This window comes from Streptomyces djakartensis, assembly GCF_014651075.1.
GTDB lineage: Bacteria > Actinomycetota > Actinomycetes > Streptomycetales > Streptomycetaceae > Streptomyces > Streptomyces djakartensis.
This window is the reverse complement of sequence record NZ_BMWE01000014.1, coordinates 51,888-66,251: the sequence shown is the minus strand read 5'-3', so window position 1 is coordinate 66,251 and position 14,364 is coordinate 51,888. Positions and strand designations below refer to the sequence as shown.

15 protein-coding genes and 2 pseudogenes are annotated in these 14,364 nt (G+C 69.4%); 7 read left to right on the top strand and 10 right to left on the bottom strand.

The features are described from left to right. Nucleotides 1–129: 129 nt before the first annotated feature. Nucleotides 130–1,095, bottom strand: coding sequence for a glycoside hydrolase family 6 protein (locus tag IE212_RS23860; protein WP_190199965.1), 966 nt, complete (start codon nt 1,093–1,095; stop codon nt 130–132). 306 nt (nt 1,096–1,401) lie between these two features. On the opposite strand from IE212_RS23860, the gene IE212_RS23855 reads away from it, so the two are divergent. Next, nucleotides 1,402–2,415 (top strand): LacI family DNA-binding transcriptional regulator, encoded by a 1,014-nt coding sequence (locus IE212_RS23855; RefSeq protein ID WP_190199964.1) that lies wholly within the window; start codon nt 1,402–1,404, stop codon nt 2,413–2,415. 15 nt (nt 2,416–2,430) lie between these two features. On the opposite strand, the gene IE212_RS23850 is transcribed toward IE212_RS23855, so the two are convergent. Then, nucleotides 2,431–2,607, bottom strand: coding sequence for a hypothetical protein (locus IE212_RS23850; RefSeq protein ID WP_190199963.1), 177 nt, complete (start codon nt 2,605–2,607; stop codon nt 2,431–2,433). 50 nt (nt 2,608–2,657) lie between these two features. Beyond that, a complete protein-coding gene (locus IE212_RS23845) occupies nt 2,658–3,086 on the bottom strand; it encodes an Hsp20/alpha crystallin family protein (RefSeq protein WP_373301425.1) in 429 nt (142 codons plus the stop codon). 333 nt (nt 3,087–3,419) lie between these two features. Between IE212_RS23845 and IE212_RS23840 the strand changes: the two genes are divergently transcribed. Then, entirely contained in the window at nt 3,420–3,842 is a 423-nt protein-coding gene (locus tag IE212_RS23840) for an Hsp20/alpha crystallin family protein (RefSeq protein WP_190199962.1), read from the top strand. Between the two features lie 72 nt (nt 3,843–3,914). Here the strand turns inward: IE212_RS23840 and IE212_RS23835 are convergent, their stop codons facing one another. Beyond that, complete coding sequence (locus IE212_RS23835; RefSeq protein WP_229864564.1) at nt 3,915–4,091, bottom strand: cupin domain-containing protein; 177 nt, start codon at nt 4,089–4,091, stop codon at nt 3,915–3,917. A gap of 540 nt (nt 4,092–4,631) precedes the next feature. On the opposite strand from IE212_RS23835, the gene IE212_RS23830 reads away from it, so the two are divergent. From IE212_RS23830 to IE212_RS23820, 3 genes are all read left to right on the top strand, one after another. Continuing rightward, the gene (locus IE212_RS23830) at nt 4,632–5,084 is read left to right on the top strand and encodes a hypothetical protein (protein ID WP_190199961.1); all 453 of its coding nucleotides are present in this window, start codon (nt 4,632–4,634) and stop codon (nt 5,082–5,084) included. 189 nt (nt 5,085–5,273) lie between these two features. Beyond that, entirely contained in the window at nt 5,274–5,741 is a 468-nt protein-coding gene (locus tag IE212_RS23825) for a DUF3472 domain-containing protein (protein WP_190199960.1), read from the top strand. Between the two features lie 211 nt (nt 5,742–5,952). After that, nucleotides 5,953–7,167, top strand: coding sequence for an XRE family transcriptional regulator (locus IE212_RS23820; protein ID WP_190199959.1), 1,215 nt, complete (start codon nt 5,953–5,955; stop codon nt 7,165–7,167). On the opposite strand, the gene IE212_RS23815 is transcribed toward IE212_RS23820, so the two are convergent. The 5 genes from IE212_RS23815 to IE212_RS23795 form a co-directional block, all read right to left on the bottom strand. Beyond that, nucleotides 7,116–7,945, bottom strand: a protein-coding gene (locus tag IE212_RS23815) for an IS5 family transposase (protein WP_373301424.1) whose coding sequence is annotated in 2 segments (ribosomal slippage) — nt 7,116–7,615 and nt 7,615–7,945 — 831 coding nt in all. Because the reading frame shifts where the segments join, the coding sequence is not laid out codon by codon here. The two genes, IE212_RS23820 and IE212_RS23815, sit on opposite strands and share 52 nt — an antisense overlap. Before the next feature lie 67 nt (nt 7,946–8,012). Next, nucleotides 8,013–9,380 (bottom strand): cytochrome P450, encoded by a 1,368-nt coding sequence (locus tag IE212_RS23810; protein WP_190199958.1) that lies wholly within the window; start codon nt 9,378–9,380, stop codon nt 8,013–8,015. Nucleotides 9,381–9,850: 470 nt separating this feature from the next. After that, nucleotides 9,851–11,338, bottom strand: coding sequence for a phosphodiester glycosidase family protein (locus tag IE212_RS23805; protein WP_229864562.1), 1,488 nt, complete (start codon nt 11,336–11,338; stop codon nt 9,851–9,853). Further along, nucleotides 11,335–12,072, bottom strand: a complete 738-nt coding sequence (locus IE212_RS23800) for a peptidase inhibitor family I36 protein (RefSeq protein WP_229864561.1) — start codon at nt 12,070–12,072, stop codon at nt 11,335–11,337. The genes IE212_RS23805 and IE212_RS23800 overlap by 4 nt, the downstream gene beginning before the upstream one ends. A 553-nt stretch (nt 12,073–12,625) precedes the next feature. Further along, on the bottom strand, nt 12,626–12,919 hold the full coding sequence (locus tag IE212_RS23795; RefSeq protein WP_308430243.1) for a hypothetical protein: 294 nt from the start codon (nt 12,917–12,919) through the stop codon (nt 12,626–12,628). On the opposite strand from IE212_RS23795, the gene IE212_RS23790 reads away from it, so the two are divergent. After that, the gene (locus IE212_RS23790; RefSeq protein WP_229864559.1) at nt 12,918–13,322 is read left to right on the top strand and encodes a LysR substrate-binding domain-containing protein; all 405 of its coding nucleotides are present in this window, start codon (nt 12,918–12,920) and stop codon (nt 13,320–13,322) included. The genes IE212_RS23795 and IE212_RS23790 overlap by 2 nt on opposite strands. 204 nt (nt 13,323–13,526) lie before the next feature. On the opposite strand, the pseudogene IE212_RS35750 reads toward IE212_RS23790, so the two are convergent. Continuing rightward, nucleotides 13,527–13,695 (bottom strand): annotated as a pseudogene (locus tag IE212_RS35750) (IS701 family transposase); the annotation flags it as partial. Nucleotides 13,696–13,850: 155 nt separating this feature from the next. On the opposite strand from IE212_RS35750, the pseudogene IE212_RS23785 reads away from it, so the two are divergent. Then, nucleotides 13,851–14,254: pseudogene (locus IE212_RS23785) on the top strand (type II toxin-antitoxin system PemK/MazF family toxin). Nucleotides 14,255–14,364: the final 110 nt, after the last annotated feature.

Below are 14,364 nucleotides of genomic sequence, written 5' to 3'. Positions count from 1 at the left end.
GCTGGTGGCCGGCTATGCTCCTGATCTTCTCTTTACGGCACCTTGGACCCTTTCAGGTGAACGCCGCGCCGCGGCCGACCGAGCGCAAGGCACCAGCCGAACGAGCGCGGCGCACACCGCGGAACGGCATCAGTAGCCGTAGATCATCTTGTAGGCGACCTCGGGAAGGAACTGCCCGGCCGAGGTACCCGCTCCCACGCCGCAGTTGCCGTCGGACTCGCCCGGCACCTTGATCCACAGAAGCATCTCGGCGCCTCCGCCCAGCTGGGTGGGCGAGCCGATACGACGACCTGAGGGGTTGCACCACTGGCCGTTGGACCCGTTCCCGTTGCGGCTGGTGTCCACGACGAACGGCTTGGTGTAGCCGTAGCGGGAACTCAGTTCACGGTTGACGGAGTTGCCGTAAGCGGTGTTCTCGGCGGTGGGGATGTAGTTGGAGATGTTGAGCGAGAAGCCGTGGGCCTGTCGGAGGCCGGCTTCGTGGAGGCGCCTGGCCATGGTCGCCGCGTCGGCCCAGCGCGGGTTGCCGGCGTCCATGTAGACCCAGGTGTTGGGGGCCTGGCGGCTGAACTGGGTGAGGGCGCCGGTCAGCATGGCCTCGCGTTCGTCGATCTGTGACTGTGTCATGCAGCCGTAGTCGCCGAGGGAGTCCGGTTCGAGGATGACGACGGCCGGGCGGCCGCCGATCCCGCCGGCGAACTGCGCGACCCAGTCGGCGTAGGCGGACGGTGAGGCGGCTCCGCCTGCGGAATGCCCGCCGCAGTAGTCACGGTTGTAGATGTTGTAGGAGACCAGGACGGGCAGCTTGTCGACGCGGTCCGCCGCTCCCGTGTAAGCCCCTGTGGCGGTGCCGATGGTTCCGCTCCATGAGCCGAACCAGCGAGCCATCGGGGTGTTGGCTATGGAGGCGTTGATCGCGGCGGCTCGGCCGTCACCGGCATTGGCGGCCACCCACCTCTTCGCGCTGGAGTCGGGATCCACGTAGAACCCATTGGTCATCGTGGTCGGGTCGGCCGCATGTGCGGACGGTGCGGCGGCGAGCGCCAGCGGCACAGCGGAGAGAGTCGCGGCCAGGGCGCGGAGTCTGCGGCGCATGACAGAACCTCGATTTCATGGTGGGGGTATATCGAGAACGGTGATGCGCGATCTGAGCTGGGAGCGCTCCCACTGGAAGCGATCCCAAAAGCAGCCGGGGAAGGTATGGGGTGTGTTCGGTATGGTGTGACTGGGAAGTTGAGCTGTCAAGAGCCGGTGCACTGACGTAATTTCACATCGCGAGCGAGGTTCTGGCCTCCTCGGCCTGGAAGCGCTCCCAGCTCGGGAGTCCGGGCGGCGGGTGGCAGCGCCATGGCGCTGGGTGAGACGCTCCCCGTCCGGTCATGAGGAAGAGGGTCGTGGTCCATGACAGGCGCAGCACCGCGTCGGCAGCCGACGCTCGACGAGGTGGCCGCACGTGCCGGTGTCTCCCGCTCCGTGGCCTCCCGCGTCCTCAACAAGGCTCCGCATGTCAGCCCTTCCAAGCGTGAGGCGGTCGAGCGGGCTGTCCGGCAACTCGGCTACGTGGCCAATCCGACCGCCCGGGCTCTGGCCACGCGTCAGACAGGTGCTGCCGCCCTCGTCATCTCGGGAGAGGATCCGTCGATCTTCGCGGATCCGTTCTTCGCCCAGGTGATCGTGGGGGCCTCACAGACACTGGAGGAAGCCGACCTGCATCTGATGCTGTGCCTGGCCGCCTCCGAACGGGGCCGCAAGCGGGTCGAGGAACTCCTGCGGTCGAGGGGCGCCGACGGGGTCATGCTGATGGCGCTGCGCGACGGCGATCCACTGGCCGCTGCGGCCGAGGAGGCGGAGATACCGGTGGTGTTCGGAGGACGACCCGTCGACTCGGTTCCCCGGTGGTACGTGGACGTCGACAACGTCGGCGGCGCGCGGGCGGCGACCGAGCACCTGGTTTCACGCGGCCGGACTCGCGTGGCGGCGATCTGCGGGCGTCTGGACACCGAGGCCGGACGCGCCCGGTACCGCGGCTACCGGGACGCCCTGCTGGCGGCCGGCCTCGATCCGCTGCCGCCGCGGGAAGGGGACTTCACCGAACCGAGCGGAGCTGCCGCCATGGAAGCTCTGCTGGCCGACACGCCCGACCTGGACGCGGTGTTCGCTGCCAACGACAACATGGCGGCGGGGGCGCTGCGCACGCTTCGCGCGACCGGCCGGGCGGTCCCCGCTGATGTCGCGGTGGTGGGCTTCGACGACCTGACCGTCGCCCGGGTCGCCGATCCGCCCCTCACCACCGTCCACCAGCCCATAACAGCTCTCGGCCGGGAGATGGCGCGCATGCTCGTAACGGCCGTCAACGGGCACGATCCCACCCCGCTGATCCTGCCCACACGTCTGGTCACCCGCTCGAGCACCTGACAGGCACGGCCTGGCTCACGCAGTTTTGCGGTGCTCAGCGCTGAGGACGGTCCGCAGCCGCTGGTAGCGGTCGAGGTCTTCCCAGGTGTCGTGGTTGGGCGGACCGGGGTCGCGGCGTTCGGTGCCCCAGGCCCAGATACCGGCGGCGACGCCGACGACGAGGGGGATGAGCAGCCACAGCAGGGCGCCCACGGCTTCACCTCCTTCGCTGCGATGAGACGGATGGGCGGGCGGATCTCGGTTCAGGTGGTCAGCTGCTTGGGTGTTCCGCCGGAGATGGCGATCTTTCGGGGCTTGGCGTGTGCGGCCAGCGGGATGCGCAGGGTGAGGACGCCGTTGTCGTAGGCCGCCTCGGCGGCGGCTGTGTCCAGGGCGTCGGACAGGGTCAGGCGGCGGGTGAACCGGCCGGTGGGCCGCTCGGTCAGTACGGGACGGGCGTCGGCCGGGATCGGTGAGGGCCGTTCCGCGGTCAGGGTCAGCGTGTGATGCTCCGTGGTCAGTTCGATGGTGGAACGATCCATGCCGGGCAGGTCGAACTGCAGGTAAAGCGCTTCGTCGTCGCGCCAGGCGTCCGCCGGTATGACGGTGCCTTCTGAGGCGCCGACGTGCGCGAGCTGATGCGTGAGCCGGTCCAGATCCCCCAGCAGATCGGTACGCGCGAGTATGTCCAACTTCTCCTCCCTGGACGCAGGCCGCAGGGCTGCGGCCCGACGATCGAGTACCGCCTATCCATATATCCGACAGGAGAATCTCTGACAAGTAAGCGCTGCATGAAGTTGACAACGCGAGGCTCAATCTCTTGCCGTGGTGAGTCCGTGGGCAGGCAGATAGCCGGCGAGAAGTTGGAGATCGGAAGCTGGCGCTGTCCCTGTGGAGTCTGTCCGGGGCGGGTCGCCACTAAGGTCGAACCAGAATGTTGAGCCGCTACTTGTCAACTTTCTAGTGCAGTGATATATCAGGAGCAGAGCGAAGACCGCAGAAGCGACGTCAAGGAGGGATGACAGATGCTGATGCGTACGGATCCCTTCCGCGAGCTCGATCGGCTCGTCGAGCGGGTCCGGGGTACGGCCGCGCACCCGGCCGGCATGCCGATGGACGCCTGGCGTGCGGGGGAGGCGTTCTTCGTCGAGCTGGACCTGCCGGGCGTGAACCCGGAGTCCATCGACCTCGATGTCGAGCGCAACGTCCTGACCGTGAAGGCCGAACGCAAGCCGGCGTACGGCGAGAAGAGTGAAACCGTGATCACCGAGCGGCCCGCGGGGACGTTCAGCCGGCAGTTGTTCCTCGGCGAGACCCTCGACACCGAGAAGATCGAAGCCTCCTACGAGGCCGGCGTGCTGAAGCTGCGGATCCCCGTCGCGGAACAGACCAAGCCCCGCAAGATCGCCATCAGTGGCGGCAGCGACCGCAGGGAGCTGGACGGCTGACGTCAGAGCGAGACCACCTCTGCGGGCCCGGACGCCAGCCCGGGCCCGCAGAGATGGTCTCTTCCCTTTTGCTCAGTGGTGCTCGGAAACGAGAACCGCGTGGGTGCCGGGCTCCAGTGCCTGGAAGACGTCTGGGACGTCGGCCGGGTAGCAGATGTAGTCGCCGGGGTGAAGTTCGATCGGGTCTTCGGTGAGGCCCACCAGTGCCCGGCCCCTGCTGATCACCACGTGCTCCACGACGCCGGGCATGTGCGGGGCGGAGGAGCACCGCGGTCCTGGCTCGGCGTGACGCTGTAGAGGCGACGAGACGGTCGTCTTCGCGCTGGCCCAGGACGAGCCGGAGCGCAGGCGGCTCGCCTCACGTGGGCTAGGTCCTGTCTCTTTATGGGCCGGTGGCGCTGACCGGTTCCCGGGAACGGGCCCCGACCCCTGCTGAACGAGACGGTGCGGTACGGATCGCCGGTGCGCGGACGGCTGTCCTGCTCAACTCGGCGACGCCCCGGACAGCAGCGAAGGGGTCGCCGTCCGGGCGCAGAAATCGTCGCCGTCGTCCTGCGGCCCTGTTCGAGTGAGTCCGGAACGCCGTGAACACCGTCCCGAACATGCTCGAACGGTGTTCTCTCTTGCCACTGCGGCGAGCGGCGGTCAATTCTTTCTCCCGTTCCGACCCGGTACGTCGGCCGACCCACGCATGCGTCGGCCCCACCCTTCATGGAGCCGTCGGCGCGGACCGGTCCGCCGCTGTCCGATCGCGGCCGAATGCCCATCTCCAAGCGAATCCGAGGTGTCATGTCCTTTTCCGCACGACTCACCAAAATAATGCTCGCGGCGGGGCTCACCGCCACCCTCGCGGCCATTCCCACCACCAGCAGCGCCGCGCAGGCCGAGACCGCAGCAACCGCTGCGAGCCTTTTCTCCGCCTACACGACCAACGGAGCCGCTTACGGCAACGTGAGCTACACCTACTGGTCGACGGGTGACGGTTACTACGGCATCGAGGTCACCTCTCCTTATGCCGTCGACATCCGCCCGAACGACGAGTACGGGGCGGTTCTGCGCATGCATTACGACAGCCGGTCGGGGACGGGTCAGGTCCGGTCGCTCGTCAAGGTCTTACCGGAGGAGTACGGCACCGGGTCGAGTTTCTCCGGAACGGGCTACCGGAACGTGTGGTTCGACGTCTGCAACTGGCATTGGCTGAGCGAGGCCGTCTATTCCTGCGCCCGGCTGACCAGGAGCTGAGCTGCGGGCGGGCCCCGGGTCGGCGAACTGGGGTCTTGTGAGCCGCTGGCGCCGTCCTTGGACGACCCGGGCGATGCGTGACGTCGCCGTGAACGCAGCCGGCCAAGCGCCCCGACGCCACGGAGCAACGCACCGGGACCGGCCGGGGGGGGGAAGGACGGCGCCAGCAACCGCACAGCGGGGCAGCGGGTGGCTCAGCGCCTCCCGCCGCCACGGGGCGCCGATGGGGAAGCGGGGGTCACCTGCGGCATCGACGACCTCACGTACGCGGTCGGCCGCAAGTACACCCTCACCACGAGGAAGACCACCGGCGCCGCCGGGGTCTCCTACACGGGCACCGTCAAGGACCTGGAGACCGGGCGGGTGCGGACGATCGGCGCCTGGCGCGTCCCGCAGGACCACACCTTCCGCAACCGCGCCAACGCGTTCATCGAGAAGTACGACGGTATCCGGACCTGTGCCGACATCCCCGGCGTGAAGGTGTCGTACCCCCGGGCCGAGGCCGACGGAGATCCGCTGTCCTTCCCGGCGTACACCCGCAAGGCCATCAACGAGCCGGGCGAGGACCTCTACACCTGCGAGAACGTTTCCACCTACTCGGTGACCACCCCGGCCCCCGGCAGCTACACCGTGAAGTCCAGGGTCTCGGCCAAGTGAGGCCCCCATCCCTCCCGGCGTATCCGCGCCGGGAGGGCGATCCGCCGGTCCGCCGACGATCCTCGGCCCGGGACCGGGGCCGCGGCGTCCCTGCCGCCGGTGACGGGGTCCTGCCGGTGCGGAAAGCCGTTCCGGTTCGCGTCGCGCACGTGGGTGGACAAGACTGATTTAGCAGTCGTCCGGCTTCCGTCGGCTGAGCCATGCTTGCATCATGACCAAGACGGACAGGGCCTTACCCGAGCCGCCGCAGCCCGAACTGACCAGTACTCCCGCCGAGTTCGTCGCAGCGCTGCGCGCGCTGCGGATCTGGTCCGGACTCACCTACCGGCAGCTCGAGAGCAAAGCCGCCTCGCACGCCGACACCCTCCCGGCCAGCACCGTGGCGGCCACGCTGGGCCGCGCGACCCTGCCCCGCGAGCGGTTCGTCGAATCCTTCACCCGCGCCTGCGGCCTCGGCGAGGAGGAGACCCAACAGTGGCTCCAGGCACACGGCCGCATCGCCGCCGGTGCGCCCGCGCCACCCACCGGGGACCCGGGCGGCGGCAAGGGGGGAGCCCGCGTAGGCGGTGAGTCGGTGCCGGGACACTACGCGCGGTGGTGGCGCCGGGCGGTCGTCCTGCTCGGCGTCGCGGGCGTCAGCGCCGTCGGCGCCCTCGGGGCCCGCGGTCTGGTTCACGACGGTTCCCCGTCAGCCGGTCTGCCCGCCGTACCGGTCACCGGGCTGCGCATGCTGGCCGTGGGCAGTTGGGCCCGTATCCACCCCGCGCGTACACCTGAGCTGTGCGTGACCGAAGGCAGGGACCGCACCGGCCGCTACGAGACCGCCGTCGCCGCTCAACGCCCCTGCGCCCAGGCCGTGGTGCCCCAGGTCTTCCTCGAGCCGGTGGCCGAGGACGTCGTACAGATCCAGTGGCACCACCCGAAGCACGGCGTCGGCTGTCTGACCGTGCTGCGGACGGGGCCGGGCAGGAACCTGCTCGAGCCCCGCGACGACTGCTCCGACACCGACCAGGCCCAGCAGTTCCGTGTCGAGCCCTTCGGCCCGCCCTCGGCAGGCCACTTCCGCCTCCGTCCGGTCGGCACCGACTGGTGTCTGAGCCTGCGCGACCAGGACACCGTGAGCGGAGCGGAGGTCGTCCAGGGCCGCTGCTCCGGCGCCGCCGACCAGGACTTCCTGATCGAACTGACCCCTCCCTGGGCCGCGCCGGACCCGGCCACGCGCGGGCGTCAGCGGGCGGGGCGCCGACGGCCGGTCCGTGAGGCGGCGCCGTCAGCCGGTCGCCGGATCGGCGAGGTGTCGGGCGGGCCCGCGCCTCCGGTGGCCAGGCACCGCCCACGGCGCTTGAATGGAGGTAGTTGGCACTGCGACTTAAGTCAGCGCCGTGCCCAGATGAGGATGGCGGCGAGGTGGAGTGCGGCCTGGTAGGCGATGGCGAGTTTGTCGCATCGCGTGGCCAGGCCGCGCCACTGTTTGAGGCGGTTGATGCATCGCTCGACGGTGTTGCGCTGCTTGTAGGCATCGGCATCGAAGCCGGGCGGACGGCCGCCTTGGCGGCCCCGTCGCAGGCGGTGCCCGGCTTGGTCCGACGGCTGCGGGATGACCGCGCGGATCTGCCGGCGACGCAGGTGGCCGCGGATCGCGCGGGACGAGTAGGCGCGATCGGCCAGAACCATGGTGGGGCGGGTCCGAGGCCGGCCGGGGCCGGTTCGCGGCACCCGGATGCGGGCCATGACCGTCTCGAAGGCGGGTGCGTCACCGGCCTGGCCTGCTGTGACGTCCAGGGCAAGGGGCCGTGCACGACCGTCTGCAGCCAGGTGGATCTTTGTGCTCAGCCCGCCGCAGGAGCGTCCGAGTGCGTGATCGGCCGGCTCGTTTCGGCCTGCGGCCCCCTTTTGAGTGCTCCGGCGGCGTGCTGGTGGGCCCGGACGACGGTGGAGTCGACCGATACCGTCCAGCCGATGTCGTCGACGGCATCGGCTGCAGCGAGGACGGCGGCGAAGATCTTCTCCCACGTGCCGTCGACGGCCCACCTGATCAGCCGCTTGTGAGCAGTCTGGAACGAGCCGAGCTCTTCGGGGAGGTCCCGCCAGGGCGAGTTGGTGCGGTACTTCCACGCGATGGCCTCGAGCGTGCGGCGGTGGTCGGCCCAGCGCCGGCCCCGGACCGGATCGGCTGGCATCAACGGCTCGATCCGGTCCCACATCGCATCAGTGATCACTAATCGGACAGACACAACCGATCAACTGACCAACCCATCAAAGAGACACGCTCTAGTGGCCGACCCCGGCTCGGGGGCGGTTCCGGGGGCGGACGGTCATCCGCAGGGCGCGCGGCCGTACGGTGAGCCGGGCGACCTGGCGGATGGCCTGGCCCTCGGCGAGTTCCAGCCGTACCGCACGCAGCATGGTCGCGATCGCCGTGACCATCTCGGTGCGGGCGAAGCGGTCCCCCATGCACTTGTGCTTGCCGTCCCCGAAGGGCAGGAACGCGCCTGGCGGAGGCTCCTGCGCGGCGTCGTTCCACCGGTCCGGGTCGAACGTGAGCGGATCGGGGAAGCGCTCGGGGTCGCGGTGCAGGGCGTGCTGGCAGTAGGCCAGTTCGGTGCCGGCGGGCAGCGTCCACTCGCCGAGCCGGGTCTCCTCGGTGGTGCGGCGGGTGACCAACCAGCCGGGGTGGTGCAGCCGCAGAGTCTCGGTGATCACCCGGTTCAGGTACGGCAGCCGGGTCACGTCGTCGAAGGCGACCGGCCGTTCGCCGAGGACCTCATCCAGCTCGGCCAAGACCCTGGCCTCGATGCCGGGGTGGCGGGCCAGTTCGTACAGGGTCCAGGACAGCACCGACGCGGTGGTCTCGGTGCCCGCCACGGCCAGGGTGAGGATCTCGGAGCAGATCTGATCCCCGGTCAACGGCTCGCCGGTCTCCTCGTCGACGGCGCGCAGCAACATGGAGAGCATGTCCCCGGTGTCGTGCCCGGAGGCCTGCAGTTCCTCGACGGCGGTGTTGACGGTGGCGCGTACGCCGGCCCGTGCCCGGTCGAAGCGGCGGTTGAAGGGCAACGGCAGGCGCTCGGCCCAGTCGGGCAGCATGAGGCGCACACCGACGCCGTTCATCACCACCGACAGATCGCTGCGCAGCCGGCGGAAGACGGCGTCGTCGAGGCTACCGGCGAACACCGTCTTGGCCAGCATGTCGAGGCTCAGCCCGACCATCGCCTCACGCACGTCGAGGGGCCGCCCGAGCTCCCAGCCGGTGACCGTGGCCGTCACCTCGTCACGCATGATGTCGACGTACCGGCTGATCTCGGTGTGGGCGAACGCCGGTTGCAACTGGCGGCGTTTGCGTACGTGCGGCCGGCCGGTGGCGGTGACGACGCTGTCGCCCAGCAGCTGGCCCAGCTTGTCGTAGAGCCGGCCCTTGTCGAGAGAGGGCGCCAAGGCCTTGAGCATCTGGTGGATCAGGGCCGGGTCCTGGACCACGACGGTGCGCGTCCCGGGTTGCAGGACGATCTCGACGAGTGGCTCCCGTGTGTCGCGCAGCGAGTCGATGAAGCCGAGGTTGTCGCGCATTTTCAGAGCGTGGCCGATGAACGGAAGCGATCCTGATGCCCGAGGAATGTGGAGAGGCGCAGCGGACGTCACGGGGGAATCCCTTCACGGCAGTCATGGGCGCCCCTATGACTTCCCTGCACGTTCCCCAGCGCAATCCTGTCTTGAACGTGTCCTGCACCACGTGGGACGAGCTGGTCGGGGGAGGGGGAGCCACCCAGCCGAGAGCGTCGCACGGGGAGTTCCGGAGGCAAAGGGCCGGGAGGTCGGCCGCCCGACCGCTGCCTCGGCCCCATGCGCCCCTCCCGGCCACTGGAGACGTCGGCCCTGGGGCGGCCTCGCCGACGTCGACCTCGGCACTGCTGCATTGGTCAACTGGCCCCACAGTCAACGGGTTCACAGGGCGATCGAAGGTCCCGCCTTACGAGCACGAAACCAACCTGCCGCTGGAAGGCTGCATCCGAAGGCGATGAGCAGCGTGAGGCATCAGCGACCGTTCACCCCCAGCCGTCGGTGTCGCGAAAGGTGTGCGGGAGCCGGTGTGTATCACTGCAAAGCCCTGCTCACTTCTTGTACATGCCGTAGCCGCTGATCCCGGCGTAGACGGCGTCGGCGACCGCCCGGTGCACGTACACGCCGTTCGCCCGGTCCGTAGGCGGGGTGCTCACGACGGTGCTGCCGGTGCTGGTGGCGGTGATCAGGGTCGCCGAGCCGCCGCCGTCGAGGTTGAGCGCGTCGATCAGGCCGAGTTCCTCGCAGTCCAGGAGCTCGCCCCACGCGTGCAGCCAGGCCCCGTCCTCGTGGGTGGTGGTGTTGTCCTGCTGGGGCTGTCCCGTCAGGGTGACGAGGACTGTGTGGCCGCGCACGTTGGTGCCGAGGGCTACCCGGGAGTCGGTGCAGATGGGGGTGCCGTCGGCGCCGGTGCCCGTGGCTCCGCAGCTGTTGCGCAGCTCCTGCGCGACCGCGCCGTCGCGCAGGAGCTGGTGGAAGGAGCTGACGACGTCGACCGACGGGCCCAGCGGGATCTCCCGACCGAACCGCTCGTCGGTCAGCTTCTGCGAGATCGTGAGCGTGCTGCCGAGGCGCGCGTGGTCGCGCAGCCAAGTGCCGCCCGTGCCGACACCCTGCAGGACGCGCCCTCCGGACGGCACGTAGACCTCGGTGGTGCTGTCCTTGCCGCCGCCGCGGCCCGGGTGGGCGGCCGTCACCTTGCCGGTGGGGCCGAGGACGACCTCGTAGCCCTCGTCGTCGTCCGTGGTGACGTACGGGTCGAGGCCGGGCTTGGGCACCGGGTACTTGTAGTCCGAGGTGAACAGGATGATCTCGTCGGCGTCGGCGTAGACGCCCTTCTGGCCGCCGACCCGCTCCTCGGGGAGAGCCTCGTCATCGCCGTCGCGGGCGCAGCCGCGGGCCCGGCCGGGGTCGCGGTTGATGTCGTCGAAGGCCACGGTCGCGGATCCGTCGGACGGAGTCAGGCTCAGTTTCGTGCGAAGCTTGGTGATGTACGGGACGCCGTACTGGATCACGGCACCGTTCGTGCCCTTGCCATCGGGGCCGAGGCAACTGGCGCTGTGCAGCACGCCGTCGGTGACCGAGACGCCCAAGTGCTGCAGGGTGACGGGTCGGCTGGTGGTCCTCAGCTTCGGATGCGCGGGTTCCGACTTGAACAGGCCGCCGTTGACGCCGACCAGGGGGTGTCGGGACGCCACCGGGCTGACCCCGGCGAGCTGGTCGGCGACCGTCTCGGCCTGGCCGTCGCCCTCCACGCCGACGGTGCTCTGCAGGTCGAGCGGAGCGGCGGTGGGGTCGATCTCGACGACTTGGAGGAGACGGGGTCTGGTGCGGTTCTCCAGGTTCTTCTCGGTCCAGTTGGTGACCGTGATCCCGGCGGGGAGGTCCTTGGCGCCGGGCACGCCGGTCTGCGTCCAGTTCGCGGCGAGCAGGCTGGGCTCGGTCGTCGTGGTGGAGGCGGTGGCGGTCGACGTGGTCAGGGCGAGGGCCGTGGTGAGGGTGGCGGCCAGGGCGAGGGCCGGGCGCAGGGGCGTGGTCACTGGCACTCCGAGGTTCCGTCGACGAGCTCGTGGGAGCGGAAGGTGCCCGCGAACGGGGCGGGCACGGTCACGCTCTGGCCGCGCAGCACCACGTACGCGCCGTAGGTCGTGCTGCCCTGCCGCCACGTGCCCTGGTACGTGGCGGTGGGGTAGAAGCAGAGGTGCTTGCCGGTCTGGTTGAACACGGACGCGGAGGGGACCTCGGGGCCGTAACTGTTGCCGTGGTCATGGGTGCTGGGGCCGGTGTCCGGCTTGTCGAAAACGGTCATCGCGCCGCGCCCGTTGCGCTCGGCGAAAGTGCAGACCTCGGTGTCCTGGCAGCGCTCGTAGCCGGTGAAGCACAGGGCTCTGGCGGGCACCAGCTTGTACGAGCCGACCATCCAGCGGGTGCCGCCGACGACGTACTCGTCGCCGTGGGTCGGCCTGACGGTCTGAAGGCCGCCACCGTATTCGGGCCTGCCGTACACGCAGGCCCACATGCGGGTGTTGTTCTTGACGGACAGGATGGTGCCGGCGTCCCGCTCGGCCTTGGCGCCCTCGGTGACATCCGTGCGGGTGCCGGTCCCGCCGCTGCCGTCGTAGAGGCAGAACCGGCCGGCGGGACAGTCAGGGAAGGCGGCGGCGTCCGCCTTCCCGGGAAGGGTGAGCAGCGCCGTGCCGAGCAGGGCCAGGAGTACCGCGAACAGCGAGCCCCGCCGCACGCCTATCCGAGTGGATGTACGAATGATATTCACGAGGGACGATCCTGCCAGGCGCGGAAAGTCACTGATGATGGCAGCGACGTCTTCACCCCCCGGCCCGGGCGTGAATCGCGCTGACCTTTGCAACTCCTGACCCCAGCGCACCGTTGACCGGCCAGAGCGCCACGGCGCCTCGTCGCCCAGGACTTGCGTCTTCCTGGCGGCGGTTCCGGCTCGACTGTCGCAGCGGTGGTCCGAGGATGAGGTCAGCGACCACGGTGCCGACCAGCTTGTCCGGGCTGATACCGACGAAAACACGGAGTACCTCTGCCGGGAGGTCGAGGTATTCCTGGCCCGGTGTTGCGCTGCTTGTACGCCTCAGAGTCGAAGGGCGGTGGTCGGCTCCCCGGCTGCCTCGCTGGAGGCGGCCGCACGGCAGCCGCCTGCGGGATTGCGTCGTCGACCTCGACATGCTGCGTCCCGTAACAGGTGGTGTCGCCCTCGGTGATTCTTGCGGTTGCGGCCGCACAGCACTGGTGGACCGTTCCGTGCAGGATCGGTGCGGCCAGGTCGGCGGCGGGCACGGCCGCCGCCGACCTGGCCGCGCTCATGACTCGCTGAACGCTGCTGATGCCCAGGTGCGGGAGCAGAGCACCAGGCGGTAGCCGTCGGGGTCGGTGATCGTCACGCCGTGCTCGTCCCAGTACGGGTTGTGCGCCGGAACACGGATACCGCCGGCCGCCACCAGGCGGCCGATCAGCGACTCGTCCGCTGGCTCGCCCAGGTAGAGGACAAGGAGGTCGTCCGCTGTCGGGGTCGGCTCCAGCGGGTTGTCGGGGTCGTGGGTCAGCTCGATGTGCCAGGCGGCGCCTGGCGGACCCAGCATGAGGAGGGCACGCATGCTCGCCGTACCGACAGGGCATCCGTTCGCCCGCCGCGCGCCCCTCTCCCTCGAGGATCTGGCTCGTGTGACCCTGTTGCAGATTCCCGAGACGCTGCCGGACTCCCTGCGCGAGGACCGTACGCCCCGCCGGACCCCCGCTGGAAGACCGATCGCACTCGGTCCGTCGGCGATGACGTTCAACGAGACGCTGACCCTCGTCGGCGCAGGGGAGGGGGCTTTCGCCGTCGGCGCCCACACAAGGCGCTACTTCGCCCGCCCCGACGTCGTCTATGTCCCCTTCGAGAACGCCGTGCCAGTGGACTGGGGCCTGGTATGGCCCGCCGACGGTGCGACAGCCCGCGTTCGCGCCTTCAGCGAGATGGCACTCGACCTGGTGCAGGCACCTGCACCAACCCCCTGAGCAGCACCGGCAGCCGGACGCCATTCGGGCCATGATGGCTGCTCCGGCGGTGGATACCGGCTCCACAGCTCGGCCTTGAAGGGGCTCAGGCCGAGGACGGACTGCAGATAATCGGGTGAGGAAGACGGCCGTCCCGACCGTGGCGCACACCTGCCCCGAATGCGGCATCGGGATGGAACTCCTGCTGACCATCACCACGTTCGATTCGGCGATGCTCCAGCAGCTCTTGCGCGGCAGGTCCGACAGCAGTCCCAGCACCAAGTCCCGCATCCAACACCGGAGTTCAACCCGCGCGAACCGGCCCGCTATCCGGAATGTGGACCTCGCACGCCTCCTGCCAGCGGGCAGGGTCTACGCTGTGACTCGCGGCCACCGCATGATCTTCAGTCTTCACACACTGATGATCAACGGTGGCCGCGCCCGTCTTCACCGCCCCTCGGTCACGACGTGCGAAGACGGGGCCGCATCCCTTCCGTGTCCCGCACGGGGCACGCAGCGTTCGCCCGCCGTCTCGTGCCAGGAGGACACATGCAACGCGGTGAGGTCTGGTGGGTCGACTTCGAGAGCGACGCCCGGTCGTGCTGCTCTCGGACGAGGAGTCATCCGGCTTTCAGGCGATGCAGGTCGTTGCCCCAGCGGGCGTCGACCTCAGCGGCCTGGGCGTCGAAGTGGCCGTAGGAGCCTCGGAAGGACTGCCCTTCGAAGGCGTGCTGCGGTTCGCGTTCCCGCGTCCAGGCTTTACTCCGTGCACATGGCTCACCACCGTGGCCCGGGACGACCTGATCGAGCGGGCGGGCGTGTTGTCCTCCGTGAAGCTCAGCGAGGTTGGAGAAGCCCTCCGTGCCGCTGGACGGAGGAGGGAGTGGACCCCGATGACAGCTGCCAGGATCAGCGAGATCAAAGCTGCCCGCCGTCTCGAAGGACTCGGGTAGCGGATGCCTGTGCTGCCCAGCTCGATCTCGTCGACGACTGACCGTCGCCCCCTCTCCACCGCACTCCAGCAACTTCCGTAGCTGTGCCCTTCTCGGCGTGTTCCGTTATA